This is a genomic window from Streptomyces sp. NPDC049837, from assembly GCF_040674455.1.
Lineage (GTDB): Bacteria > Actinomycetota > Actinomycetes > Streptomycetales > Streptomycetaceae > Streptomyces.
On the sequence record NZ_JBFAMP010000004.1, the window covers coordinates 109,229 to 133,426 of the forward strand.

Here is a 24,198-nt window from a genome sequence, read left to right on the forward strand (position 1 = left end):
GCTGTCCAGCACGCTGCCGACGAAGCTCGCCACCCGGTGCCTCACCTTGTGCCAGCGGTTGCAGTACTGCCGCGGAAACCAGCGACGGTTCTGACGGAGCGGCCGGTGGCACGACTTGCACAGCACGGTCCGGCCCTGACTCGCGAAATCCCCCATGCCGCGACTCTAACGACCGATGCCGCTTTCCACCTCGGAAAACCTTCACTTGCCACAACGGAAACTCACCACCTACAGTTTCCAACATGGAAACCAACGGGGACGTCATCCGCCCGACCGCGCAGCAGGCCCTCGCCGCACTGGCCGACACCGAGCAGGTCCGGGCCTCCACCGCCGCCCTGTCCGCCACCCCCTGGCCGCGCTGGTTCGCCACCGCGCTCACGCTCTACACCGCCGCCATACCGCCGGTGTACGGGGGCACGCTGACCGATCGGGAATGGCTGCTGCCGCGCGCCACCTGGGGCATCATCCTCATAGTGATGACAGCGGCGTACATGACGCTGTACGCGTTCGCGGCCTCCAACTGGCGCAAGAAGACGGGCGTAGCCCTCCGCTTCGACGTGCTCCCCAAGCGCGTCACCCTGCCTCTCGCGACCGGCCTTCCCGCCGTGCTGCTCGGCTCGGCCTTCGTCTTCCGCGCCACCGGCGAGCCGCTGTGGCTGTTCGCCGCCTCCACCATCGGCGCGGCGGTGTCGGTCGCCTTCCACCTCGTCTTCGTCCGCCTCCACCGGAAGGCCTCATGAGCGACTCCGCCCCCGACCCCATGGCGGGCTTCGACACCACCATCCACGCCCCCAACCGGCTGCGCATCTGCGCCCTCCTCGACACCGCCGGCGAGGCCGAGTTCGCCACGGTCCAACGCCAACTCGACGTCTCCGCCTCGGTCCTGAGCAAACACGTCACCGTCCTGGTCGACGCCGGCTACGTCGAACAGCGCAAGGCGGTACGCGACACCCGCCAACGCGTCTGGCTCCGCCTCACCACCCCCGGCCGCGACGCCTACCACGCCCACCTGGCCGCCCTGCGGGCCATCGTGGGGCCGTAGCGCCGCCCGGTGAACGGGGCACTCGAAGGACGAGCAGGACAAGGCCGTGCACAGTAAGGCGCCACCCCTACCCAACGGTTGAGGTGGCGCCTGCGCGTAGCCACGGACCGGGACTTCCCGAACCGGGGAGCGAGCACTCAGGGGTGCTGAACTCCGAGGACGACCAGTACCAGGATCGTCATGAGGATCAGCCGTACAGCGGTCGGCGCGAAGTCTTGCGCGCCCCCGACGACGCACAGGGCGGCTGCTGCCGACACGGGGCCCACTGCCATCACCTCTTGTTCCAGCAGACGGGTGGCTGCCGCACGCGTACGGAGCCGGGGGGAGCACTCGCACGAGGTAGCGTGGTGGTCGTTCATCGTGTCTCCAGACGTGATCGAACCCTGCCCCCTGTTGCAGCAGGGGGCTTCTTCATGTCATCAGCGTGGCGACCGGGCAGTTCTGCCGAAGTCAGCAAAATGCTGACGTCGCTCCGGCACAGTGCTGCTATGACCGCCTCGCCCTTCGAAGAGCGCATGCGCAACCTGCTCGTGGCCCGTTCCGCAGCGGCGTTGAACCTGGCAGCCACCTTCGGCAACCTCGCCGACCCCACATCAGGAACGGCCAACAGCCCAAGTCTCTGGCCCTCGATCCGGGGCGAGATCTCGTCCCTGGAACGGCTGAACTGCGCGGTGCACAGGCAGGGCGGCGTTCCGTGGGACGCTCTCGCCGGCTTCTACGGCGTCTCGAAGCAGTCCGTGCACCGCCGGCTGTCCAAGGACGTCGACAACTACACAGAGCACGCCCAGACCTATGTCGATCTACACGAGACAGACATATCCCATGGTGTCCGCGCTCTGCATGTCGCGGCAGCGATCGTCTCGGCCGATCACCTGCTGTCGGCGGCCGACCGTCAGGCACGCGTCTGGGACCAGCGACGACGAACCCCGGGATGGTGGTGGCGCGAAAGCGCCTGAGCTCACTTGCGGCCGCCCGCCCGGCATACCAAGGCGCCCGGTCCAGGCCGCCCACAACCAAGGGGTGCCCTGTGATCGGGGCACCCCTTGTGTGTCGACCAGCACGGACGCTGACCTGCTGCGCGGTGGGTGTGGGATTTGAACCCACGGTGACTCGCGCCACGACGGTTTTCAAGACCGTTCCCTTAGGCCGCTCGGGCAACCCACCCTTGCCCCGTGTCGCCTGGAGTGGGGCGGCTACAGACTACCGGGTGGGGGAGGGCGGCGGAGCGGGGTCAGGGGGGTGACTCGGCCCAGACCGCGGGGCCGCCGCCCTGCCAGTGGATCAGGTGGGTGGTGGCCGCTTCGTCCGGGCCCAGTTCCAGGCCCACCGTGCTGAGCAGGTCGACGAGGTCGGCGATGCTGTGGGCGAGGCCGAGGGTCTTTCCGTCGGCGTGTACGGTTCGGCCGCCGGAGGGGTTCGGCGGGGACACGGTCACGGGCGGCGGTGTGGCGGTCATGGACCCACTGTGGGCCCGTACCCGGCTCCGGGCACGCCGGGAGGCGGGTACGGGTGACGTCGTACGCGTCAGTCGCGCGTCAGTCGCTGTCGCCCTTGCGCTGGCCCAGGGTGACGTCGACCGTCGATGCCTTGCCGCCCCGCTCGTAGGTGAGCGTGACCTTGTCGCCGGGCTTGTGGGTCCAGATCTCGCTGATCAGGGTCGGGCCGCTGTCGATCGTCCGGTCACCGAACTTGGTGATCACGTCCCCGGGCTTGAGGCCCGCCTTGGCGGCGGGGCCGTTCGGGACGACCGCCGGGGTGCCACCCTCGCCCTGGTCGGCGATGCGGGCGCCCTCGCCCTCCTCGGTCATGTTCACCGTGGCGCCGATCACCGGGTAGACCGGCTGGCCCGTCTTGATCAGTTGGTCGGCGACGCTCCTGGCCTGGTTGACCGGGATGGCGAAGCCGAGGCCGATGGAGCCCGCCTGCGACTGGCCGAGGCCGCCGCTGCCCGCCGACTGGATGGCGGAGTTGATGCCGATCACCGCGCCGCGTGCGTCGAGGAGCGGGCCACCGGAGTTGCCCGGGTTGATCGAGGCGTCGGTCTGGAGGGCGCTCATGTACGAGTTCCGGCCGGCGCCGCTGCCGTCACCGGAAGCGACCGGGCGGTTCTTGGCGCTGATGATGCCGGTGGTGACGGTGTTGGACAGGCCGAACGGCGCGCCGATCGCGATCGTCGAGTCGCCGACCGCCACCCGGTCCGAGTTGCCCAGCGGGAGCGGGGCGAGGCCGGACGGGGCGTTCTTGAGCTTCAGTACGGCGACGTCGTAGCCCTGGGCGCGGCCGATGACCTCGGCGTCGTACTTCTTGCCGTTGGAGAAGGTCGCGGAGAGGGTGCCGCCTTCCGCCGCGGACTCCACCACGTGGTTGTTGGTGAGGATGTGGCCTTCCTTGTCGTACACGAACCCGGTGCCCGTGCCGCCCTCGCCGGCCGAGCCGCCCGACTTGGCCTCGATGGTGACGACGCTCGGCAGGGCCTTGTTCGCCACGGCGGCGATCGTGCCCGGCTCCCGCTTGAAGCCGGCCGGCGCCTCGCCTGTCGCGACGGTCGTCGAGCTGGTCGAGCCGTCGTTGCGCTCGGCCGCCCAGTAGCCGATGCCGCCGCCGACGCCGCCCGCGACCAGCGCGGCGGCCAGGACGGCGGCGACCAGCCCACCACCGGAACGTTTGCGCAGCGGCTCACCGGCCGGTGGGACGGGTGCGCCCCATGCCGGAGGAGCAGCCGGCGGCGGCCACCCCCCGGCGGACCCCACGGCGGACCCCACGGCGGGCCCCGCAGCAGGCGGCGCGGCCTGGGGCATGGCGGGAGGTGCTGTCGGCGGTGCGGCCGGGGGCGCGGGGGGCGTCCGGGGCGGTTCGGGGGTCGGGTGTGCCGCCGATGCGTGGGCGTCCTCCGCCGGCGCGGACGAAGAGGGCGGCACAGGAGGTGTGGACGGGGCGGAGGGGGCGGACGGGACCGCGTTGCCCTCGTTCTCAGTGCTCACAGCTCGTTCTCCTCGGGTTCCACGTCGTTCCACGTCATCAGGGTGCTGACAGTCAGCTTTTCCCACAGGCCGTCAGGCCACTGTAAGCCGGACCTGTGCGTCTTCGGACCATCCTTTATTTCCGACAAATCAGACGCCTGTCGATGAGGGCCGAACAGCGGTGGCACCATGTCGCGGTGACCCACGCACGCCAGCACACGATCCAGGTCGTCGCCCACCGAGGCGCCTCCGAGGACGCGCCCGAGCACACCCTGGCCGCGTACATGAAGGCGATCGAGGACGGCGCCGACGCCCTCGAATGCGATGTACGGCTCACCGCCGACGGCCACCTCGTCTGCGTCCACGACCGCCGTGTCAACCGCACCTCCAACGGGCGCGGCGCCGTCTCCGCGCTGGAGCTGGCCGATCTGGCGCAGCTCGACTTCGGCGCCTGGAAGGACGCGAGCGAGAGCCCCGACTGGGGCGACCCCGAGTACACCTCCGTACTCACCCTGGAACGGCTGCTCGCGCTCGTGGCCGACGCCGGCCGGCGCATCGAACTGGCCATCGAGACCAAGCATCCCACCCGCTGGGCCGGCCAGGTGGAGGCGCGGCTGGTGGAGCTGCTGGACCGGTTCGGGCTGACCCGGCCGCGGACCGGCACCACCACTCCCGTACGGATCATGAGCTTCTCCGCCCGTTCGCTGCACCGGGTCGCCGCCGCGGCGCCCGCCGTCCCCACCGTGTACCTGATGCAGTTCGTCACCCCGCGCGTGCGCGACGGTCGGCTGCCCGCCGGGTCCCGGATCGCCGGGCCGTCCATCCGGATCGTCCGCAACAACCCCGCCTACATCGCCCGCCTCCACCGGGCCGGGCACCGTGTCCACGTCTGGACGGTGAACGAGCCGGAGGACGTCGAGCTGTGCGCCCGCCTCGGAGTGGAGGCAATCATCACCAACCGCCCCAAACAGGTCCTGTCCCAACTGGGCCGCCTTTAACACCCGTTACACGGAGTGCTCCGGCGCGTTCGCTCCGTGGCCGACCGTGTCGAGTGCGTCACCACACATCGATTGGCCGGTTTCCGGTCCAGTCCATTGGGGCATTCACACCGTGGCGTGGGGCAAAGGAGGTCTCGGGGGTGGCGTTGGTGGTGGCACAGGAGGTGCCCACGTCGTCGAGCATGGCCGTACCCCATGGCCCTGCGGGCGTGGGTGAGGCGAGGCACCGCATGCGGGAGCAGCTCCGCCGCAGCGGTATGGCCGAATCGGTCGTCGACGATGCCGTACTGGTCCTTTCCGAACTGCTCAGCAATTCCTGCCGGCACGGCCGGCCGCTGGGCCGTGGGGTGGAGGTCGGCGACGGTGACATCCGCGCCGCCTGGCGCGTCGACAAACACGGCGCCCTGACCGTCGAGGTGACGGACGGGGGTGGTCCGACCCGTCCGGTTCCGGCCACGCCTTCGGTCACCGCACGTGGCGGCCGGGGGCTGAACATCATCAGCGCGCTCGCCCAGGACTGGGGCGTACGCGACAGCGCGTCCGGCGAGGTGACGGTCTGGGTGGTCCTCACGGGAGGCCACCGGCGCGACGACTTCGCTACGCGCGTCACCGCTCCGGGCTTCGACTTCCTGGACGCGTACGGGACGTACGACGCGTACGAGGACGTCGACTGACCCGCCGCGTGAGGTGACTCCGCCCAGAGGTGGGCACCGGTCCGGGCGCGGGCGTGGCGACCCCCGGGACATGAGCGCCGGTCCGGGCACGGGCGCGGTTCGCCGGTCCGGGCGCGGGCGTGGCGACCCCCGGGACGTGAGCACCGGTCCGGGCACGGGCGCGGTTCGCCGGTCCGGGCGCGGGCGTGGCGACCCCCGGGACGTGAGCACCGGTCCGGGCGCGGGCGCGGTGTCGGTCCGGGCGGGCACGGGGGCGGCCGTGCGGGCGCGGCGACCGGTCCGGGCGGGCGCCCAGCCAACACCCCACCGCCCGCCCCGGCATGCGGGTAGCCCGGGCAGGGGCTTCGGGCGGCTAGGCTCGCGGCCGACACAGCAGTGCCGCACCGCCGTTACGGGAGAAGTCAGACCATGGGCAAGAAGCGTCCCCAGACCAAGGCCGGGAAGCCGCAGACAACCAGTGGAGAGATCCCGGTCGTCGGGGCCCGCGAGCCCTGCCCCTGCGGTTCGGGCCGCCGCTACAAGGCCTGCCACGGCCGGGCCGCCGCGCACGCGGTGACCGAGCTGGTCCAGCGGCCGTTCGAGGGCCTGCCCGGCGAGTGCGACTGGGTGGCCCTGCGCGAGCTGGTCCCCGCCGCGACCGCCGCGCTGACGCTGAAGGGCGGGCTGCCCGAGGGCGTGCCCTCCGTGACGCTCGCGACCGTCCTGCCCATGGCGTGGCCCGCGCTGCGCCGCGACGACGGCTCCGTCCTGCTCGCGCTCCAGAACGACACCTCCTCCGGCGACCTCAGCCGGGACCTCGCCGACACCCTCCAGCGCGCGCTGACCGCGCAGCCGGGTACGCCCGTGGGTGCCCAGCGGGTTCCGGCGGACGGGCCGCGCCTCCAGGACCTGCTGGACACGGACGCCGCTTTCGAGCCGGTCGTCCACTCGGGCTTCGAGTTCTGGGTGCCGGACTCCGAGCAGAGCGCGTCGCCGGAGGTGGCCGCCTCCCTGGAGCGGGCCAACGCCGCCGCGATCCCGACCGTCAAGCTGTCCGGCGTGGACGCCGCGTACTGGTGCGAGACGCCCGAGAAGAACCACCTGCGCTGGGTCATGCCGCACCCGGAGGAGCAGCTCCTCGACGCGCTGGCCCGGCTGCACGCCGCCGGGGCGTCGTCGCTCGGCGAGGGCACCCGGCTGGTCGGCTCGTTCCGGGCGCACGGCCTGATGGTCCCGGTGTGGGACCTGCCGACCGGGATGGGCGCGAAGGAGTGCGAGCAGCCGGCCGCCGAGTTCGCCGAGCGGCTCGCGGGCGCGCTCGCCGCCGACGCGCCGCTGACGGCGGAGGAGCGGAGGGCCCGCGGCGGGCTCACCAACCGCCAGGTGACCCTGAGCTGAGCCCTGGCCTGTGCGTTGTTCCATTTATCAGAAACGGAACTGATACACATCCGGACCGTTCGGTGACTTCCGCCACAACGGCCGGTACCCGCGGGTAAATCCCTGTCCGAATAACTGAGATCGAATTTGCGAACAGCCGATCTCTTGTTACGGTGCTTGGAGCCCGGTCGCTGGTGCATCCCCCGTCGCCAGCGACCGGGCCCTTCATTTTCCCCGGAAGGGGATCTTCCGCCTCCGGTCCTCAACTGGCCGCCGGATCGGCCGAGTTGCTCCCGGCTCTCAGCAACAGCCTCTCGCCCGCGCTGTCCGCGAACTCCGCCACCGCCGAGTATTCGGCGGGCATCCCGCGTGACGGTTCCCTGGGCGTCTCACAAACACCCGGCTCGTCGTCCGCGAGCGCCTCGCAATGCGTCTGTACGGTGCGCCCGCCGGGGGCCATCAAGGTGAGTGCGACCCTGATCGGCGCGCCCGACGTATTGCGGTAGTAGGCCCGCGCCCATGTGTCGCCCCCCTCGGTCACCACGCACGTCTGCGCGTCCAGCCCTTCCGGCGACGCCACCTCCGGACCGCAGCTCGACAGGCTCGCCTCATGAGAGGGGGAGGGTGAGGGGGCCGGGGCCGGAGGAGCGGCCGGGGCATCGATTCCGGCCAGAAGTGCCGACTGCGCCGGCGCGGCGGGAGCGCCGGGGCTTCCGGCCGGTCCGGCGGAGGCGGCCAGCGGCAGCAGCGCGGTGGCCACCACGACGGCCCCGAGCCCGATCACGCGGAGATTCATGGGGACCCCACCTGCCAGATGCCCGGGATTTCTTGACGGTGGGGCGACGATATCGACGGAACGCACCCGGTCCGGAAGGCGTGCGCCCAATTCCCGTACAACTCGGCCCCGCTCACACCCGTACGAGTGACATACGGGTGACAGCGGGGCCGGGACCGGCTAATGGAGCGCCGGCATCAGCGCGAGCGTCAGTACCGCAGGCGGCTGCCGCCGTCCGGCGCGCTCGTGCTCGCCTCGACCAGCGCGTCCACGACCGCCTCCACGTCCGGCAGCCACGGCGACGCCGACCCGGCGAGCGGCGCGCGCTCCCAGCGCACCTGGCCCGTCCCGGTCTCCGACGGCGGCAGCACCAGATAGCCGCCCTCCCCGTGGAAGCGGAGGGAGCTGGGCACGCAGTCCTTGACGTACAGCAGCTCGCCGAGCTGTTCGAGGGTGTACGGGGCGACCAGCAGCGACCAGCGGGTGGGCGTCGCGACCACCGGGCCGAGCCGCATCTCCATCCGGTCGAGTACCGACAGCGCCCGCGCCCCCGCGATGGCGGGAAGGCTCACCGCGCACGGCGCGCGGCCCCCGGTGGCGAGCATGACCGGGGCGTCGGGGCGGTTGGCCCACCACCAGCGCACCATGCGCTCGTCGGTGGTGGCCGCCAGCAGGCCGGGGTCGAAGGGGTGTGCGCCGGGTACGACGCAGTCGGGGTCGGGACAGGCACAGCCGCGCTCCCGGTCGCCGCGGCCCCCGGCCGGCTCGAGTCCCACGCCGGGGAGTACGGGCCAGCGCCACTCGGTGGCGCACAGGAGCGCCGCGTCCAAGTGGGCAGGCCTCCTCTTGCGCCGGAACCGGAGCCCGCGTCGCCTTCCGAGGATCTCGCGCATGAGCGCTCGTTCCTTTCCGTTGAACGCCGAGGTCATCCACATCACAACAGGTGTGCGTCACTTCACTGTGCGTTCGGGCCGGCGCGTCTCCGCCCCGTGCCGGTGCCGGCGTGGGGCCGGCCCCTCTTCGCCTGCGGCAGGCAGCACCGCCCGGGGCCGCCGAGCCTGTGCCGGGCCGCAGCCCGGGCCGGCTGTCCGTCCATTAAACGCGTGGCGAGGGGTGGCGCGCCCATGGCGCGCACTGGCTGTCCCGCTGGTACCGCTGTTCTCTTTCCCCGCCACTCGGGGATGGGGTGCGGCCTTTCGGGGCTAAGGACGCCCGGGCTCCCCGCGGGGTTCCGGGCTCGCCCCAACTGCCCCTGGCCATCACCGTTTACGTACCCAGCCCGCTCGGAACGACGCCCCCTCGGACCGCGTCTGCCGACGCCGTCTCCGGGAGGTGCTCCTTTTCGAACGGGGCTCAGTCGACCGCAAATCCTGCCCATGGGGGGCATTTTTGAGCCAAGTTACGGCTGCGGTAAATACCGCGCGCCCTCCCGTGACAATGCTGGACATCCCCTTACTTCTGCGTGTACATGTGGATGCAGTGACAGCGGCGCAGATTGACATGGGGGTTTGCGATGCTATCCAGCGAAACGCACCCGTCGAAGAGCCGGCTGCCATGAGCGCCCCTCACGTGCCGAAAGTGGCTGGAATCGATCCAACCGTCCCGGCGCCAGCGCACACTGCGGCGCCTCTCCCTGGCCTTCCGACCCCTCCCGTCGCACCCGGTGCGATGATCCAGGACAAGCTGGCGGGCTGGGTCTCCGACCTCACCACGCTGCACGAACTCACCGAACGACTCACCCGTACGGGCACCCTCGACGACGCCCTCCACGAACTGCTGCGCGCCGGCGCCGCACTCGTCGGCGCCCGCCGCGGCATGGCCGTCCTCGAACCGGCCGACGGCCTCGGCCCCACCACCACCATCGGTCTGGGCCTCGCCCACGCCGACCTCGGCACCATCGAGACCGTGCCGCGCAGCGCCACCTCCTACGGCCGCATCCTGGACGACGCCCCCGACGAGCCGCCCTCCGACCGGCGGAAGCAGGGCCCCGTCGCCGTCCCCGACCTCTTCGCCGACGAGGGCCTCGACCCGCGCCACCGCGAGGTCGCCGCCCGCCTCGGCTACGCCGCCAGCTACGCCGTACCGCTCGCCACCGACGCGGCCGGCCGGCTGGGCGCCGCCGTCTGGCTGTACGACGAGCCCGCCGAACCGGCCGAGGGGCGGCGCCACCTCGTCGGCCTCTACGGGCGGTACGCCTCCGAGCACCTGGCCCGCCTCCTGGAACTGGAGCGGGGCCGGGCGAGGATGGCCACCATCGCCGAGGAGCTGCTGCCGAGCCGGCTGCCGCGTGTCGCGGGCGTCCAGCTCGCCGCCCGGCACCGCGCGGGGCCGCGCGGCGGTGGCGACTGGTACGACGCCTTGCCCCTGCCCGAGGGCGCGCTCGGCTTGGCGGTCGGGTCGGTGTCCGGGTCGGGGCCGAGCGCGCTGGCCGCGATGGGCCGGCTGCGGGCCTCGCTGCGGGCGTACGCGGTGATGGAGGGCGAGGACCCCGTCGCCGTCCTGTCCGACCTGGAGCTGCTGCTGCGGCTGACCGAGCCCGCCCGGTCCGCCACCGCGCTCTTCGCGTACGCGGAACCGGCGCGCCGCAAGGTCGTGCTGGCCGGGGCGGGGCACACCCCGCCGCTGATCGTGGGCGAGCGGCGCACCGAGTACGTCGAGACGTCGCTGTCGGCGCCCCTGGGGATGCTCGCCTGCTGGGAGGCGCCGAGCGTGGAGATCGCCCCGGAGCCCGGTGAGACGGTGCTCCTCTATACGGACGGGCTGCTGCGGCGCACCGGGGACTCCACGGACCGGGCCTTCGCGCGGCTGCACGCGGCCGCCACGACCGTCCCCCGGGCGGACCGGTCGGACCCGGGCGCGATCGCCGACCACGTGCTGCGGTCGGTGCTGCCGGAGGACGGCTCCGGGGACGAGGACGTGGTGATGCTGGCCGCCCGTTTCGAGTGACGGTTTCGAGTGACCTAAGGCCCTGGGGTGGGCTTCCGCACGACCGTACGATGGGGAAGGTTCAGTGTCGTACTAACAGGAGGCGGACCCGTGGCCGAAGAGCTCACGCCGGCGACCCCGGAAGAGTCTGAAGAGCCGATCAAGCAGCGCAAGAACGGCCTGTACCCGGGCGTGTCGGACGAGCTCGCGGAGAACATGAAGTCCGGCTGGGCCGACACCGAGCTGCACGGCCTGGAGCCCATCGCCCAGGCCGCCCACACCGCCGCCCGCCGTGCCGCGCTGTCCGCGCGCTTCCCCGGCGAGCGGCTCGTGATCCCCTCCGGCAACCTGAAGACCCGCGCCAACGACACGGAGTACGCCTTCCGGCCGTCGACGGAGTACGCCTACCTCACCGGCGACCACACCCACGACAGCGTCCTGGTGCTGGAGCCGAGGAAGAGCGGCGGCCACGACGAGACGATCTACCTGCTGCCCCGCTCCAACCGGGAGAACGGCGAGTTCTGGCTGGACGGCCAGGGCGAGCTGTGGGTGGGCCGGCGGCACTCGCTGGCCGAGGCGGAGCAGGTGCTCGGCATCCCGGCCCAGGACGTGCGCGAACTGCCGAAGCGGTTGAGCGAGGCCACCGGACCGGTGCGCAACGTGCGCGGGCACGACGCGGGCATCGAGGCGGCCCTGACCGACAAGGTCACCGCCGAGCGCGACGAGGAGCTGCGGGTGTACCTCTCGGAGGCGCGCCTGGTGAAGGACGCGTTCGAGATCGCCGAGCTGGAGCGGGCGTGCGAGTCGACCGCGCGCGGCTTCGAGGACGTCGTACGCGTCCTGGACAAGGCGGAGGCGACCAGCGAGCGGTACATCGAGGGCACCTTCTTCCTGCGCGCCCGCGTCGAGGGCAACGACATCGGCTACGGCTCCATCTGCGCCGCCGGGCCGCACGCCACGACCCTGCACTGGGTCCGCAACGACGGCCCGGTGCGCGCGGGTGAGCTGCTGCTGCTGGACGCGGGCGTGGAGACGACGGCGCTGTACACGGCCGACGTGACCCGGACGCTGCCGATCAACGGCCGCTTCGACGACATCCAGCGCAAGATCTACGACGCCGTGTACGACGCCCAGGAGGCGGGCATCGCGGCGGTGAAGCCGGGCGCGAAGTTCCGCGACTTCCACGACGCCGCGCAGCGCGTGCTGGCGGAGCGGCTCGTCTCGTGGGGCCTGCTCGGCGACATGCACGTGGAGAAGGTCCTGGAGCTGGGCCTCCAGCGCCGCTGGACCCTGCACGGCACCGGTCACATGCTGGGCATGGACGTCCACGACTGCGCGGCCGCGCGGACCGAGGCGTACGTGGACGGCGTCCTGGAGCCGGGCATGTGCCTGACCGTCGAGCCGGGCCTGTACTTCCAGGCGGACGACCTGACCGTGCCGGAGGAGTACCGGGGCATCGGCGTCCGGATCGAGGACGACATCCTGGTCACCGAGGACGGCAACCGGAACCTGTCGGCCGGGCTGCCGCGCCGGTCGGACGAGGTCGAGGCGTGGATGGCGGCCCTGAAGGGCTGATCGTCCCGGGCTTCGACGAGGCCCCTCGCCGGTACGCCGACGGGGCCTCGTCACGTCACGTCACGACGCCACGAGCGGCGCGTCCGTACGCCACTTGACGATCTTGTCGAAGCTCACCACCGCGCCGCCCCGTCCGGATCTGTTGCCGAAGTGAACGTGGTCGGCCAGCTCTTCGATGAGGCGCAGGCCCCGTCCGTTCTCGGCCTCCAGGGCGGGCCGGCGGACCGTCGGGGCGGGCTCGGCGGGGAACCCCGGGCCCGAGTCCGCCACTTCGATACGGCACTTCTCGCCGTCCAGGTACGCGGTCACCCGGTACTCCGCCGAGACGTCCCCGGTGCCCGTCCGCCCGCCGTGCTCCACGGCGTTGGCGCACGCCTCGGTGAGGGCGAGCGACAGGTCGTAGGAGATCTCCGGATCCACCCCCGCGGTCTCCATGGTGCCGAGAAGGAGGCGACGGGCGAGCGGAACGCTCGCAGCCTCGCGCCGCAAATGGAGAGACCACCAGATGCTCATGCTCCAGCCTCCTGGCTGCGGCTCGACATACCGATACGTATTGCCCCCACTTGTCGGTCGTAAGCCCCGAGTTGACGCGCCGGCCCCCGTTCGGCGGATATGCGTAGCCCGTACGCCGGTGTATGTCGGGGCCTGTCGGACTCCCCCGGCGAAACGGTGACCTTCCGGACCTGCCGTGTGGCGGGGACGGCCGCAGTGCGATGATGGCCCGGCCATGTCTGCCCCTTCCGCTGGTCCACGGCTGCTGAGGGCCGCGGTGTTCACCGCGGTCTGCCTCGTGCTGTCCGGGCTGGGGCATGTGCTCGCCGCTTGCGAGACCGTCCCGTGGTGGACGCTGGCCCTGGGCTTCCTCTGTGTCTTCGCGGTGACCGTGCCGTTCGCCGGCCGCGAACGCTCGCTTCCGGTGATCGCCACGGCCCTGGCCGGTGGCCAGCTCACGCTGCACGCGCTGTTCGGGCTCGGGCAGCGGCAGCAGCTCACCGTGGGCATCGGCGACCGGGCGGACGACGCGTTGATCCGGATGGCCGCCAAACTGGTGTGCGGGGCGGGCGCCGCGTCGCTGAGCCCCACCGACGCCCGCCGGATCGTCACGCGGGCCGGTCTGGACCCGGCCGACGCCGCCTCCCACGCGGGGCATGCCGGACATACCGGACATGCGGTGGAGCCCGCCGCCGCGCTGTGGCCCAGCCTCCCCATGCTCCTCGGCCACCTGCTGGCCGCCCTCGCGACCGGGTGGCTGCTGCGCCGCGGCGACCTGGCGCTGCTGCGACTGGGCCGGCTGTCGGCACACGGCGCCACCGAGCTCGCCGAAGGGGCGCTCGTACGGTCCCTGCGCGCTGCCCTCGTCCTCGTACGCGCCCTGGTGTCCGGGCTGCCCGCGCTGCCCTCGGGCGGGACGCGTCCGCCGCGTACCGACGACGACCCTCCGCCGCCCGCCACGGCGGACGCACTCCAGCACACGGTGATCAGGCGCGGCCCCCCGGCCGTATCGCTCTACGCCCTCGCAGCCTGACACGGCCCACTCGACGGGAGTGGTGCCGTGGTGCGCCCGTGCATCCGTGCACCCGCGCATTCGACCGCTTACCCCTGTGGAGTGTGTTCTGTCATGAACGTTTCTTCCCGTATCGCCCTGGCCTCCGGCGTCGCCGTATCCTCCGTCGTCCTGCTCTCCGGGACCGCCTTCGCGCACGTCAGCGTGCAGCCGCAGGGTGAGGCCGCCAAGGGCGGGTACGCCACGGTGAACTTCAAGGTCCCCAACGAGCGCGACAACGCCTCGACCGTGAAGCTCGAAGTGACCCTCCCCGCCGACGCCCCGATGGCCTCCGTCATGCCGCAGCCCGTCCCGGGCTGGACGGTCACGGTGGAGAAGGCCAAGCTCGCCAAGCCGCTCGACGTGCACGGCAAGCAGATCACCGAGGCGCCCTCCAAGATCACCTGGACGGCGGCCGGTTCGAAGATCGGCCCCGGGCAGTTCCAGCAGTTCCCGGTCTCCCTCGGCAAGCTCCCCGAGAGCGCCGACAAGCTCGTCTTCAAGGCCCTCCAGACGTACGACAACAAGGAGGTCGTGCGCTGGATCGAGGAGCCGAAGGACGGCGCCCCGGAGCCGGAGACCCCGGCGCCCGTCCTGACGCTGTCCGCCGCGAAGGACGACCACCATGGCGGTGGCGGCACGGCCGCCAAGGCCGGCGACAAGGATCACGGCACGGAGGAGAAGGCCGCCGCCACGGACTCCACCGACACCACCGCCCGTGTCCTCGGCGTCGTCGGCATCGTGGTCGGTGCCGCCGGTGTCGCCTTCGGCGTCCTGGCCGGCCGCCGCCGCTCGGCCTGACGGCCCCCGCAATCACCAGAGAGAACCCCATGCACATCCAGAAGACAAAGGCCCGGCGCACCCGTGCCCTCGCGGCCGCGCTGGTCGCCGTGTCGGCGCTCACCCTGTCGGCCTGCGGCGACGGCGGCAGCGGCACCTCCGGCGGCTCCGCCGCCGGCGTGTCCGTCGAGGCGTCGCCGGACAAGGCCGCGACCGTACTCGACCGGCCCTTCGAGAAGCCCAACCTCGTCCTGACGGACACCAAGGGCCAGAAGTACGACCTCCGTGAGCGCACCAAGGGCAAGCCGACGCTGATCTACTTCGGCTACACGCACTGCCCGGACGTCTGCCCCCTGACGATGAGCAACATCGCCCTGGCCCGCAAGAAGCTCCCCAAGGCGGACCAGGACAAGCTCCAGGTCGTGTTCGTCACGACCGACCCCGAGCGGGACACCTCCGCCGAGCTCGCCAAGTGGCTGCCCGGCGCCGGTGATCCATCCTTCATCGGCCTCACCGGCGACTTCCCGACCATCCAGGCGGGCGCGCGCCAGATCGGCATCGGCATCGACCCGCCGAAGAAGGAGAAGGACGGCTCGGTCGTCTCCATGCACGGCGCGCAGGTGATCGCGTTCTCGCCCAGGACCGACCAGGGCTACGTCGTCTACGACGACGACACCACCGCCGAGGAGTACGAGAAGGACCTGCCGAAGATCATCAAGGGGGAGAACCCGTGACCCGCCGCACCACCCTGACCGCCCTGTCCGCCGCCATAGCCCTCGCCGGGGCCATGGCCCTGGGCGGGTGTTCGTCCCCGTCCCAGCCCGAGCTGAAGGTTGACGGGGCCTTCATGCCGCAGCCCGTGGGCAACATGGCGGGCGGCTTCCTGACCGTCACGAACTCGGGCGACACGGCGGACAAGCTCACCTCGGTCACGAGTCCGCTCTCCGACGACGTCCAGATACACGAGACGAAGGACCAGAAGATGCGGCAGGTGTCGTCCTTCGACATCCCCGCGAACGGCGAGCTGAAGCTCGAACGCGGGGGCAGCCACATCATGTTCATGGCCATCAAGAAGCAGCCGAAGCAGGGTGACAAGGTCGAGGTGGAACTGCACTTCGAGAAGTCGGACCCCATCAAGGTCGACCTGCCGGTGGAAGCCGCGACCCACAACCCGGCCGCGCACTAGGCACTTGGGGGACTGACACACCATGACGGCCACCGCCCCACGCTTCGGCACCGCCCATGTCCTCCGGCTGCTGCTGGTCACCGCGATGTTCACCGCGGCGCTGCTCGGCACCGTGCTCTCCGGTACGGCGAGCGCGCACGCCGCCCTGACCGGCAGCGACCCGAAGGACGGGGCGGTGGTCGCCACCGCCCCCAAGAGCGTCACGCTCACCTTCTCCGAGCAGGTCGCCATGGGGGACGACTCGATCCGCGTCCTGGAACCGAGCGGCAAGCGCGCCGACACCGGTGAACTGCGCGACCTGTGCGCCGGATCGGTCGTCAAGTACGGCGTGCACCTGCACGCCGGGCTGCCGGACGGCACGTACACCGTCGCCTGGCGCGCCATCTCGGCCGACAGCCACCCCATCTCCGGCGCGTTCACCTTCTCCATCGGCGCCCCGTCGCAGACGACGGTCGCGCTGCCGAAGGAGGAGGCGGGCGGCGGAACGGTCGGAGTGCTGTACGGGATCGCGCGGTACGTCTCGTACGGCGGTTTCATCCTGCTGGTGGGCGGCGCCGCGTTCGTGCTGGCCTGCTGGCCGCGCGGGGCGACCGTACGGCCGCTGCAACGGCTCGTCGTGCGCGGGTGGGTGGCGCTGACGGCGGCCACGCTGGCTCTGTTGCTGCTGCGCGGGCCGTACACCGGACTGTCCTTCGGGCTCGACTCGCTCGGTGCGGTCCTGGAGACCAAGACCGGTGCCGCGCTCGTCTCGCGGCTGCTGCTGCTGGGCGCGGCGGCGTTGTTCGTGGCGGTGCTCTTCGGCGCGTACACCAGGCGGGAGGACGAGGGCGAGAAGAAGGACCTGACCTTCGGGCTCGCCATGGGCGGGACGGTGGTCGCGGCCGGCATCGCCGGTACGTGGGCGCTGTCCGAGCACGCCTCGGCCGGGCTCCAGCCGCTCGTCGCGATGCCGGTCGACATCCTGCACCTGCTGGCGATGGCCGCCTGGCTGGGCGGGCTTGCCGCCCTGCTGGTCGCGCTCCACCGGGAGCCGACGATCGAGGCCACGGCGGTACGGCGGTTCTCGCGGGTGGCGTTCGGCTCGGTGGTCGTGCTGGCCGCCACCGGGATCTACCAGTCGTGGCGGCAGGTCGGCTCCTGGTCGGCGCTGACCGGCACGGCGTACGGGCGGCTGCTGCTGCTCAAGGTGGCGCTCGTCGCCGTGCTGGTGGGCGTGGCGTGGATCTCGCGGCGGTGGACGCGGCAGTTGGCGGAGACGGCCACCGTCGTGACGGAGGAGGACGAGGACGGGGACGAGGGCGCCGACGAGCCGGTCACCGTGCCCGACAACCCGGAGCGCGCCGCCCAGCTCGCCCGGCAGCGGGCCGTCCTCGCCACCGCCCGCGCCAAGCGCGCCCGCGACGCCGACCCGGGGCGGGCCGGGCTGCGCCGATCCGTGCTCGCCGAGGCGGCCGTCGCGGTGGTGCTGCTCGCCGTGACGACCGTACTGACGACGACCGAGCCCGGCCGGACGGAGGAGGAGGCGAGCCGTACGCAGGCGTCGTCGTCCTCGCCCGCCGTACCGGACCGGCCGCTCGACCTGAGGCTGCCGTTCGACACCGGCGGCGCCGTGAACGGCAAGGGAACGGTACGGCTCACCCTCGACCCGGGCCGCTCCGGCGGGAACGCCATGCACGTGTACGTGACGGGCCCGGACGGGCGGCCCCTGGACGTACCCGAGCTGAAGGTGTCCTACACCCTGGAGTCGAAGCAGATCGGGCCGCTGCCCGTCGTACCGGACCGGGTGACCGCCGGGCACTGGACCTCGGCCGGCGTGCAGATCCCGATGCCGGGCGAGTGGAAGCTCCAGGTGACCGTCCGGACCTCCGACATCGACCAGACGACCATCGACAAGAACGTGAAGATCGGCTGACCGTGAACGACCACGTGGACATTTCGAGGCGCCAACTGCTGGGCACCGTCGGCGCGGCCGGCGCGACCGGGCTGGTGCTGGGCGCGGCCGGGGGCGCCGCCACGTACGCCGGGGCCTCCGCCCCCGAGTCCGGCACGGCGCTGGCGACGGTCGGCTCGACCGCCGTGCCGTTCCGGGGCGCCCACCAGGCGGGCATCCTCCAGCCGTTGCAGGCGCGCGGCCACCTGGTCGCCTTCGACCTGGCGCCGGGCGCGGGCCGCAAGGAGGCCGTCGCGCTGATGCGCCGCTGGTCGGCGGCGGCCGAGCTGCTGACGGCGGGCAAGCCGGTGGGCGAGGGGGACAGTGGCGTGGCCCTGGACGCGGGGCCGTGTTCGCTGACGGTCACCTTCGGCTTCGGCGCGTCCTTCTTCGACCGGACGGGCCTGGTGGCGCGGCGGCCGGTGGAACTGGACCCGCTGCCCGCCTTCTCGTCCGACCGGCTCGACCCGAAGCGGTCGAACGGCGACCTGTGGGTGCAGATCGGCGCCGATGACTCGCTGGTCGCCTTCCACGCGCTGCGCGCGATCCAGAAGGAGGCGGGCGCGGCCGCGAAGGTGCGCTGGCAGATGAACGGCTTCAACCGCTCGCCGGGCGCCACCGCGCACCCGATGACCGCCCGCAACCTGATGGGCCAGGTCGACGGCACCGGCAACCCGAAGCCGTCGGAGCCGGACTTCCAGGAGCGGGTGTTCGTCGCGGCGGGCGGTGCGCAGCCGTGGATGACGGGCGGTTCATACGCGGTCGTCCGGCGCATCCGGATGCTGCTGGACGACTGGGAGCGACTGCCGCTGAAGCAGCAGGAGCGGGTGATCGGCCGCCGGAAGTCGGACGGCGCGCCCCTGACCGGCGGCAGCGAGACCACGGAGATCGACCTGGACATGACCGGCCCGGACGGGCGGCTGGTCGTCCCCGACAACGCGCACGCGCGGATCTCGGCGCCGGAGCAGAACGGCGGTGCGGCGATGCTGCGGCGCCCGTTCTCCTTCCACGACGGCATCGGACCGGACGGGACGCCCGACGCGGGGCTGCTGTTCATCGCCTGGCAGGCCGACCCCCTGAAGGGCTTCGTACCGGTGCAGCGGAAGCTGGACCGGGGGGACGCGCTGTCGCCGTTCATCCGGCACGAGGCGAGCGGCCTGTTCGCCGTGCCGGGCGGGCCGGGGGAGGGCGAGTACGTGGGGCAGCGGCTGCTGGAGGCGTGACGGCTGGAGGCGTGACCGCAGGGGCCCGTGGAGCATTAGGGTGACCGGTATGTCGGCCACTCGCTATACGTATCTCGGTCCCGAGGGCACCTTCACCGAAGCGGCCCTCCGTACGCTCCCGGAAGCCGCCACGCGGGAGCTGGTGCCGATGGTCTCCGTGCCCGCGGCCCTGGACGCCGTGCGCAACGGGGAGGCCGCTGCCGCCCTCGTGCCGATCGAGAACTCGGTGGAGGGCGGCGTGACCGCGACCCTCGACGAGCTGGCGTCCGGCGAGCCGCTGATGATCTACCGCGAGGTGCTGCTGCCGATCGCGTTCGCGCTGCTGGTGCGGCCGGGCACCAAGCTGTCGGACATCAAGACGGTCACCGGGCACCCGGTCGCCCAGCCGCAGGTGCGCAACTGGCTGCGGGCGCACCTGCCCGAGGCGGTGTGGGAGTCGGCCGCCTCGAACGCGGACGGCGCGCGGCTGGTGCAGGAGGGGCGGTTCGACGCGGCGTTCGCGGGTGAGTTCGCGGCGGCGACGTACGGGCTGGAGGCGCTGGTCACCGAGATCCACGACGCCGAGAACGCGGAGACCCGGTTCGTGCTGGTGGGCCGCCCGGCCCGGCCGGCCGCGCCGACGGGCGCGGACAAGACGTCGGTGGTCATCTGGCAGCGCGAGGACCACCCGGGTGCGCTGTTGGAGCTGCTCCAGGAGTTCGCGGCGCGCGGCGTCAACCTGATGCTGCTCCAGTCCCGGCCGACGGGCGCGGGGATCGGCAACTACTGCTTCGCGATCGACGCGGAGGGCCACATCGCGGACCGGCGGGTCGCCGAGGCGCTGATGGGACTGAAGCGGATCTGCGCGAACGTCCGGTTCCTGGGCTCGTACCCGCGCGCGGGGGCGACGGCCGAGGACGTGACCCCGCCGCGGCCCGGGACGTCGGACGAGGACTTCACGGCGGCGTCGGACTGGCTGGCGCGGTGCCAGGACGGCCGGGCCTGAGCGGTACGGCAGCGGTACAGCCGCGGTACGGCCGCGGGGCTTGGCGTACTTCCACAGAGTTATCCACAGGGCTGCTTCTCGACCTGGGGACAAGTCGACAACTCAACCGGACGCAGTCGACAAATCGCTCCAGGCACCTCAGGTGCCCGCAGAGCGCTGCACATCAGCCGTGTCACCTTAATTCCGTCAAACAACTCCTTAGAGCGAGAATTTCCCACCCGAATGAGTGTGTGGCAGGGGTTTGATCAGGGAATCCAGGGTGACGGCAAGGTAACGCCAGGCGATTCGGAATGATCAATTCCTTAGTCCACAGCGGATTCGCACAGCCTGTGGATAACCCGGGGAATGCGCCGTCGCTGTGGACAACGGCGGGAAATTCAGCCCGCTTTCCTCAGGGGGAATTCCGACAATTCGGGCAAAGCGACACGCAAGGCGCGGACGGCATATCGGCTGGGGTGAGGCGAGCCGGCACCGGTAGCCTGGTGGGGTGATTGACCTTCGCCTGCTCCGTGAGGACCCCGACCGTGTTCGCGCCTCCCAGCGCGCCCGTGGAGAGGACGTCGGCCTCGTCGACGCCCTGCTCTCCGCCGATGAGCGGCGCAGGTCGTCCGGCGTCCGCTTCGACGAACTCCGCTCCGAGCAGAAGGCGCTCGGCAAGCTGATCCCCAAGGCGTCCCCCGAGGAGCGGGCGGAGCTGCTCCAGAAGGCCGAGCAGCTCAAGGCCGACGTCAAAGCCGCCGACGCCGCCCAGAACGAGGCGGACGAGGAGACCAGGCGGCTGCTGCTGAAGCTCGGCAACATCGTCCACGAGGACGTGCCGGTCGGCGGCGAGGAGGACTTCGTCGTCCTGGAGACGCACGGCACCATCCGCGACTTCGGCGCCGAGGGCTTCGAACCCAAGGACCACCTGGAGCTCGGCGAGGCCCTGGGCGCCATCGACGTCGAGCGCGCCGCCAAGGTCTCCGGCTCGCGCTTCTACTACCTGACGGGCGTCGGCGCCCTGCTGGAGCTCGCGCTGGTCAACGCGGCGATCGCGCAGGCGACGGAGGCCGGGTTCATCCCGATGCTGACGCCCACGCTGGTCCGCCCGCGCGCCATGGAGGGCACCGGCTTCCTCGGCCAGGCCGCCGAGAACGTGTACCACCTGGAGAAGGACGACTACTACCTGGTCGGCACGTCCGAGGTGCCGCTGGCCGCGTACCACATGGACGAGATCCTCGACGCGGACAAGCTCCCGCTGCGGTACGCCGGCTTCTCGCCGTGCTACCGGCGCGAGGCCGGCACGTACGGCAAGGACACGCGGGGCATCTTCCGCGTCCACCAGTTCGACAAGGTGGAGATGTTCTCGTACGTCGCCCCCGAGGACGCCGAGGCCGAGCACAAGCGGCTGCTGGACTGGGAGAAGCAGTGGCTGACCGCCCTGGAACTGCCGTTCCAGGTGATCGACGTGGCCACCGGTGACCTGGGCGCCTCCGCCTCGCGCAAGTACGACTGCGAGGCCTGGATCCCGACGCAGGGCAAGTACCGCGAGCTGACGTCCGCGTCGAACTGCGACAGCTTCCAGGCGCGGCGCCTGTCGGTGCGGATGCGCGACGGCAAGAAGGTGCAGCCGCTCGCCACGCTGAACGGCACGCTGTGCGCCGTACCGCGCACGATCGTCGCGCTCCTGGAGAACCACCAGCAGGCCGACGGCTCCGTCCGGGTGCCTCCGGTGCTCCGCCCCTACCTCGGTGGCCGGGAAGTCCTGGAGCCCGTCTCCAAGTGACCTCCTTCCCCTACAAGCTGATCGCGACCGATCTCGACGGGACGCTGCTGCGCTCCGACGAGACGGTCTCGCAGCGCACGCGTGACGCGCTCGCCGCCGCTACGGCGGCGGGCGCCGCGCACATCGTCGTCACGGGCCGTTCCGTCCCCTGGACCCGCCACATCCTGGACGACCTCGGGTACGACGGCCTCGCCGTCTGCGGCCAGGGCGCGCAGGTCTACCACGCGGGCGAGCACCGGCTGCTGACCTCCGTCACCCTGGACCGTCAGCTCGCGGGCCTCGCCCTGTCCAAGCTGGAGGCCGAGGTCGGCCCCCTGGCCCTCGCCGCGGCCCGCGACGGCCTCGACGGGGACGTCCTGGTCAGCCCCGGCTACCGCGTCCAGGAGGGCCCGCTGCCGTACGTCCCGTACGAGGACCCGGCCGACCTGTGGTCCGCCCCGCTCAACAAGGTCTACGTCCAGCACCCCGAGCTGGACGACGACGCCCTCGCCCAGGCCGCCCGGCGGACGGTCGGCGGTCTCGTGGACGTGGTCGTGGCGGGCGCGGGCATCGTCGAGATCCTCCCGCTCGGCCTCAGCAAGGCCACGGGCCTGTCCCTCGCGGCCCGCCGGCTGGGCGTCAAGGCGGCGGACACCATCGCGTTCGGCGACATGCCCAACGACATCCCGATGTTCGCCTGGGCCCACCACGGCGTGGCCATGGCCAACGCCCACGACGACCTCAAGGCCGTCGCCCACGAGGTCACGGCCTCCAACGAACACGACGGCATCGCGGTGGTCCTGGAGGAACTGCTCCGCACCGCCTGACGGCCCGCCCGCCGGTTGCGGGCATTCGCGCCGCGCCGGAAGGGGCGGCCCGCGCGACGTGTCGCGCGCTCGAAGCGGCCGCCCCCGGGCGCCCGTCCCCCGTACGGCCGCCGCCCGCCCAATGTGCCCCGCACGCGCGGCGCGGCGCCACCGAATAACCGGTGACGCCGCGCCATCGGCCCCGTACCGCTGCCGCGGCTCAGAAGTTGATCATGTGGCCCGCCAGCCCGTGCACGGCCTCCTTGACCGCCTCACCCAGCGTCGGGTGCGCGTGGACGTTCCGCGCCACCTCGTGCACCGTGAGGTCCCACTGCTGGGCCAGCGTCAGCTCGGGCAGCAGCTCGGTCACGTCCGGCCCGATCAGGTGCGCGCCGATGATCTCGCCGTACTTCGCGTCGCTGATGAGCTTCACGAACCCGGTCGTGTCGCCCAGCCCGTGCGCCTTGCCGTTCGCCATGAAGGGGAACTTCGCGACCTTGACGTCGAAGCCCTGCTCCCGCGCCTGCTCCTCCGTCCAGCCGAAGCTGGCGATCTGCGGCTGGCAGTACGTGGCGCGCGGGATCATCACGTACTCCAGCTCCATCGTCTCCGCGCCCGCGATGGTCTCGGCGGCGACGACGCCCATCGCCTCGGCCGTGTGCGCGAGCATCAGCTTCGCGGTCACGTCACCGATCGCGTAGATGTGCGGCACCGACGTGCGCGAGCGCCCGTCGACGTCGATCGCGCCGCGCTCGGTGAGCTTCACGCCCGTGTTCTCCAGGCCGTACCCCTCGACGTTCGGCGCGAAGCCGATCGCCTGGAGCACCTTGTCGGCCTCCAGGACCTGCTGCTTGCCGTCCTTGCCGGTCACGGTCACCCGCACCCGCGGCCCGGACTCGTCGATCGCCTCGACCCGGGTCGACGTCAGCACGTCGATGCCGAGCTTGCGGTACTGCTTCGCCAGCTCCGCCGAGACGTCCTTGTCCTCCAGCGGCGCCACCCGGTCGAGGAACTCGACGATGGTGACCTTCACGCCGTAGTTGTGGAGCACGTACGCGAACTCGATGCCGATCGCACCCGCGCCCGCGATCACGATCGACTGCGGCAGGTCGTCGGCGAGGATCTGCTCCTCGTACGTGACGACGCGCTCGCTGCGCCGCGTGCCCGGCAGCAGGCGGGGCGTGGCGCCGGTCGCGATGATGCAGTTGTCGAACGAGATCGTGGTCGTCGTGCCGTCGGTCAGCGCCACCTGCATGGTGTTCGCGTCCAGGAAGGTGCCCCGGCCGGTGAACTCGGTGATCTTGTTCTTCTTCATCAGGAAGTGGACGCCCTTGACGCGGCCGTCCGCGACCGTACGGCTGCGCCGGAACGCCTCGCCGTAGTCGAAGGAGACCTGGCCGTCCACCTTGATGCCGTACGTCTTCGCCTCGTGGGTGAAGAGGTGGGCCAGCTCGGCGTTGCGCAGCAGGGCCTTGGTGGGGATGCAGCCGACGTTCAGGCAGACACCGCCCCAGTACTTCTCCTCGACCACCGCGACGCGCTTGCCCAACTGGGCGGCGCGGATGGCGGCGACGTATCCGCCGGGGCCAGCTCCGAGTACGACGACGTCGAAGCGGTCTGACATGGCTTGCTCCCCAGGGTGTGAGTGAGTGCGGATGTGCCCACAGTAATCCTGGAGGCAAGTTGTAGGATGACT

At 71.7% G+C, this 24,198-nt stretch carries 24 protein-coding genes and 1 tRNA gene; 17 read left to right on the forward strand and 8 right to left on the reverse strand.

Annotated elements, in window-relative coordinates; translation table 11 throughout:
- Positions 1-242 precede the first annotated feature (242 nt).
- Both AB0J57_RS11915 and AB0J57_RS11920 read left to right on the forward strand, forming a co-directional pair.
- Entirely contained in the window at positions 243-740 is a 498-nt protein-coding gene (locus tag AB0J57_RS11915) for a hypothetical protein (protein WP_366127921.1), read from the forward strand.
- Entirely contained in the window at positions 737-1,042 is a 306-nt protein-coding gene (locus tag AB0J57_RS11920; RefSeq protein WP_366127922.1) for a transcriptional regulator, read from the forward strand. The genes AB0J57_RS11915 and AB0J57_RS11920 overlap by 4 nt, the downstream gene beginning before the upstream one ends.
- 137 nt (positions 1,043-1,179) lie before the next feature.
- Here the strand turns inward: AB0J57_RS11920 and AB0J57_RS11925 are convergent, their stop codons facing one another.
- Positions 1,180-1,314 carry a hypothetical protein gene (locus AB0J57_RS11925; protein WP_366127923.1) on the reverse strand — a complete coding sequence of 45 codons (135 nt, stop codon included), beginning with the start codon at positions 1,312-1,314 and terminating at the stop codon, positions 1,180-1,182.
- Between the two features lie 216 nt (positions 1,315-1,530).
- Between AB0J57_RS11925 and AB0J57_RS11930 the strand changes: the two genes are divergently transcribed.
- Positions 1,531-1,998 carry a hypothetical protein gene (locus tag AB0J57_RS11930; RefSeq protein ID WP_366127924.1) on the forward strand — a complete coding sequence of 156 codons (468 nt, stop codon included), beginning with the start codon at positions 1,531-1,533 and terminating at the stop codon, positions 1,996-1,998.
- A 123-nt stretch (positions 1,999-2,121) separates the two neighbouring features.
- Here the strand turns inward: AB0J57_RS11930 and AB0J57_RS11935 are convergent.
- From AB0J57_RS11935 to AB0J57_RS11945, 3 genes are all read right to left on the reverse strand, one after another.
- Positions 2,122-2,206, reverse strand: a tRNA-Ser gene (locus tag AB0J57_RS11935).
- Positions 2,207-2,273: 67 nt separating this feature from the next.
- Positions 2,274-2,498 carry a hypothetical protein gene (locus tag AB0J57_RS11940; RefSeq protein WP_366127925.1) on the reverse strand — a complete coding sequence of 75 codons (225 nt, stop codon included), beginning with the start codon at positions 2,496-2,498 and terminating at the stop codon, positions 2,274-2,276.
- Between the two features lie 79 nt (positions 2,499-2,577).
- Positions 2,578-4,023: a trypsin-like peptidase domain-containing protein gene (locus AB0J57_RS11945; RefSeq protein WP_366127926.1), complete on the reverse strand. Its 1,446-nt coding sequence runs from the start codon at positions 4,021-4,023 to the stop codon at positions 2,578-2,580.
- 143 nt (positions 4,024-4,166) lie between these two features.
- Between AB0J57_RS11945 and AB0J57_RS11950 the strand changes: the two genes are divergently transcribed.
- From AB0J57_RS11950 to AB0J57_RS11960, 3 genes are all read left to right on the forward strand, one after another.
- The gene (locus tag AB0J57_RS11950; protein WP_366127927.1) at positions 4,167-5,000 is read left to right on the forward strand and encodes a glycerophosphodiester phosphodiesterase; all 834 of its coding nucleotides are present in this window, start codon (positions 4,167-4,169) and stop codon (positions 4,998-5,000) included.
- A gap of 53 nt (positions 5,001-5,053) precedes the next feature.
- Positions 5,054-5,674 carry an ATP-binding protein gene (locus AB0J57_RS11955; RefSeq protein ID WP_366127928.1) on the forward strand — a complete coding sequence of 207 codons (621 nt, stop codon included), beginning with the start codon at positions 5,054-5,056 and terminating at the stop codon, positions 5,672-5,674.
- 408 nt (positions 5,675-6,082) lie between these two features.
- Positions 6,083-7,051, forward strand: coding sequence for a DUF5926 family protein (locus AB0J57_RS11960; RefSeq protein WP_366127929.1), 969 nt, complete (start codon positions 6,083-6,085; stop codon positions 7,049-7,051).
- A 241-nt stretch (positions 7,052-7,292) separates the two neighbouring features.
- Here AB0J57_RS11960 and AB0J57_RS11965 read toward each other — a convergent pair whose 3' ends face one another.
- Positions 7,293-7,826 (reverse strand): hypothetical protein, encoded by a 534-nt coding sequence (locus tag AB0J57_RS11965; protein ID WP_366127931.1) that lies wholly within the window; start codon positions 7,824-7,826, stop codon positions 7,293-7,295.
- A 188-nt stretch (positions 7,827-8,014) separates the two neighbouring features.
- Positions 8,015-8,698, reverse strand: coding sequence for a bifunctional DNA primase/polymerase (locus tag AB0J57_RS11970; protein WP_366127932.1), 684 nt, complete (start codon positions 8,696-8,698; stop codon positions 8,015-8,017).
- 544 nt (positions 8,699-9,242) lie between these two features.
- On the opposite strand from AB0J57_RS11970, the gene AB0J57_RS11975 reads away from it, so the two are divergent.
- Together AB0J57_RS11975 and AB0J57_RS11980 are read left to right on the forward strand one after the other, a co-directional pair.
- Positions 9,243-10,751: a PP2C family protein-serine/threonine phosphatase gene (locus AB0J57_RS11975; RefSeq protein WP_366128500.1), complete on the forward strand. Its 1,509-nt coding sequence runs from the start codon at positions 9,243-9,245 to the stop codon at positions 10,749-10,751.
- Positions 10,752-10,841: 90 nt separating this feature from the next.
- A complete protein-coding gene (locus AB0J57_RS11980) occupies positions 10,842-12,305 on the forward strand; it encodes an aminopeptidase P family protein (RefSeq protein ID WP_366127933.1) in 1,464 nt (487 codons plus the stop codon).
- A gap of 60 nt (positions 12,306-12,365) precedes the next feature.
- Here AB0J57_RS11980 and AB0J57_RS11985 read toward each other — a convergent pair whose 3' ends face one another.
- Positions 12,366-12,818 (reverse strand): ATP-binding protein, encoded by a 453-nt coding sequence (locus AB0J57_RS11985; RefSeq protein ID WP_366127934.1) that lies wholly within the window; start codon positions 12,816-12,818, stop codon positions 12,366-12,368.
- 214 nt (positions 12,819-13,032) lie between these two features.
- On the opposite strand from AB0J57_RS11985, the gene AB0J57_RS11990 reads away from it, so the two are divergent.
- The 9 genes from AB0J57_RS11990 to AB0J57_RS12030 all read left to right on the forward strand — a co-directional run bounded on the left by AB0J57_RS11990 (position 13,033) and on the right by AB0J57_RS12030 (position 22,523).
- A complete protein-coding gene (locus AB0J57_RS11990) occupies positions 13,033-13,830 on the forward strand; it encodes a hypothetical protein (protein WP_366127935.1) in 798 nt (265 codons plus the stop codon).
- Positions 13,831-13,923: 93 nt separating this feature from the next.
- Entirely contained in the window at positions 13,924-14,649 is a 726-nt protein-coding gene (locus AB0J57_RS11995; protein ID WP_366127936.1) for a YcnI family protein, read from the forward strand.
- Between the two features lie 29 nt (positions 14,650-14,678).
- A complete protein-coding gene (locus tag AB0J57_RS12000; protein WP_366127937.1) occupies positions 14,679-15,362 on the forward strand; it encodes an SCO family protein in 684 nt (227 codons plus the stop codon).
- 53 nt (positions 15,363-15,415) lie between these two features.
- Positions 15,416-15,814, forward strand: a complete 399-nt coding sequence (locus AB0J57_RS12005; protein WP_366128501.1) for a copper chaperone PCu(A)C — start codon at positions 15,416-15,418, stop codon at positions 15,812-15,814.
- 22 nt (positions 15,815-15,836) lie between these two features.
- Positions 15,837-17,726 (forward strand): copper resistance protein CopC, encoded by a 1,890-nt coding sequence (locus AB0J57_RS12010; protein ID WP_366127938.1) that lies wholly within the window; start codon positions 15,837-15,839, stop codon positions 17,724-17,726.
- Positions 17,723-18,967: an iron uptake transporter deferrochelatase/peroxidase subunit gene (efeB, locus tag AB0J57_RS12015; RefSeq protein WP_366128502.1), complete on the forward strand. Its 1,245-nt coding sequence runs from the start codon at positions 17,723-17,725 to the stop codon at positions 18,965-18,967. Before AB0J57_RS12010 ends, efeB begins: the two co-directional genes overlap by 4 nt.
- Before the next feature lie 49 nt (positions 18,968-19,016).
- Entirely contained in the window at positions 19,017-19,952 is a 936-nt protein-coding gene (gene pheA, locus AB0J57_RS12020) for a prephenate dehydratase (protein WP_366127939.1), read from the forward strand.
- A 487-nt stretch (positions 19,953-20,439) separates the two neighbouring features.
- Positions 20,440-21,717 carry a serine--tRNA ligase gene (serS, locus tag AB0J57_RS12025; protein WP_366127940.1) on the forward strand — a complete coding sequence of 426 codons (1,278 nt, stop codon included), beginning with the start codon at positions 20,440-20,442 and terminating at the stop codon, positions 21,715-21,717.
- The gene (locus tag AB0J57_RS12030) at positions 21,714-22,523 is read left to right on the forward strand and encodes an HAD family hydrolase (protein WP_366127941.1); all 810 of its coding nucleotides are present in this window, start codon (positions 21,714-21,716) and stop codon (positions 22,521-22,523) included. The genes serS and AB0J57_RS12030 overlap by 4 nt, the downstream gene beginning before the upstream one ends.
- 199 nt (positions 22,524-22,722) lie before the next feature.
- Here the strand turns inward: AB0J57_RS12030 and lpdA are convergent, their stop codons facing one another.
- Entirely contained in the window at positions 22,723-24,126 is a 1,404-nt protein-coding gene (gene lpdA, locus AB0J57_RS12035) for a dihydrolipoyl dehydrogenase (RefSeq protein ID WP_366127942.1), read from the reverse strand.
- Positions 24,127-24,198: the final 72 nt, after the last annotated feature.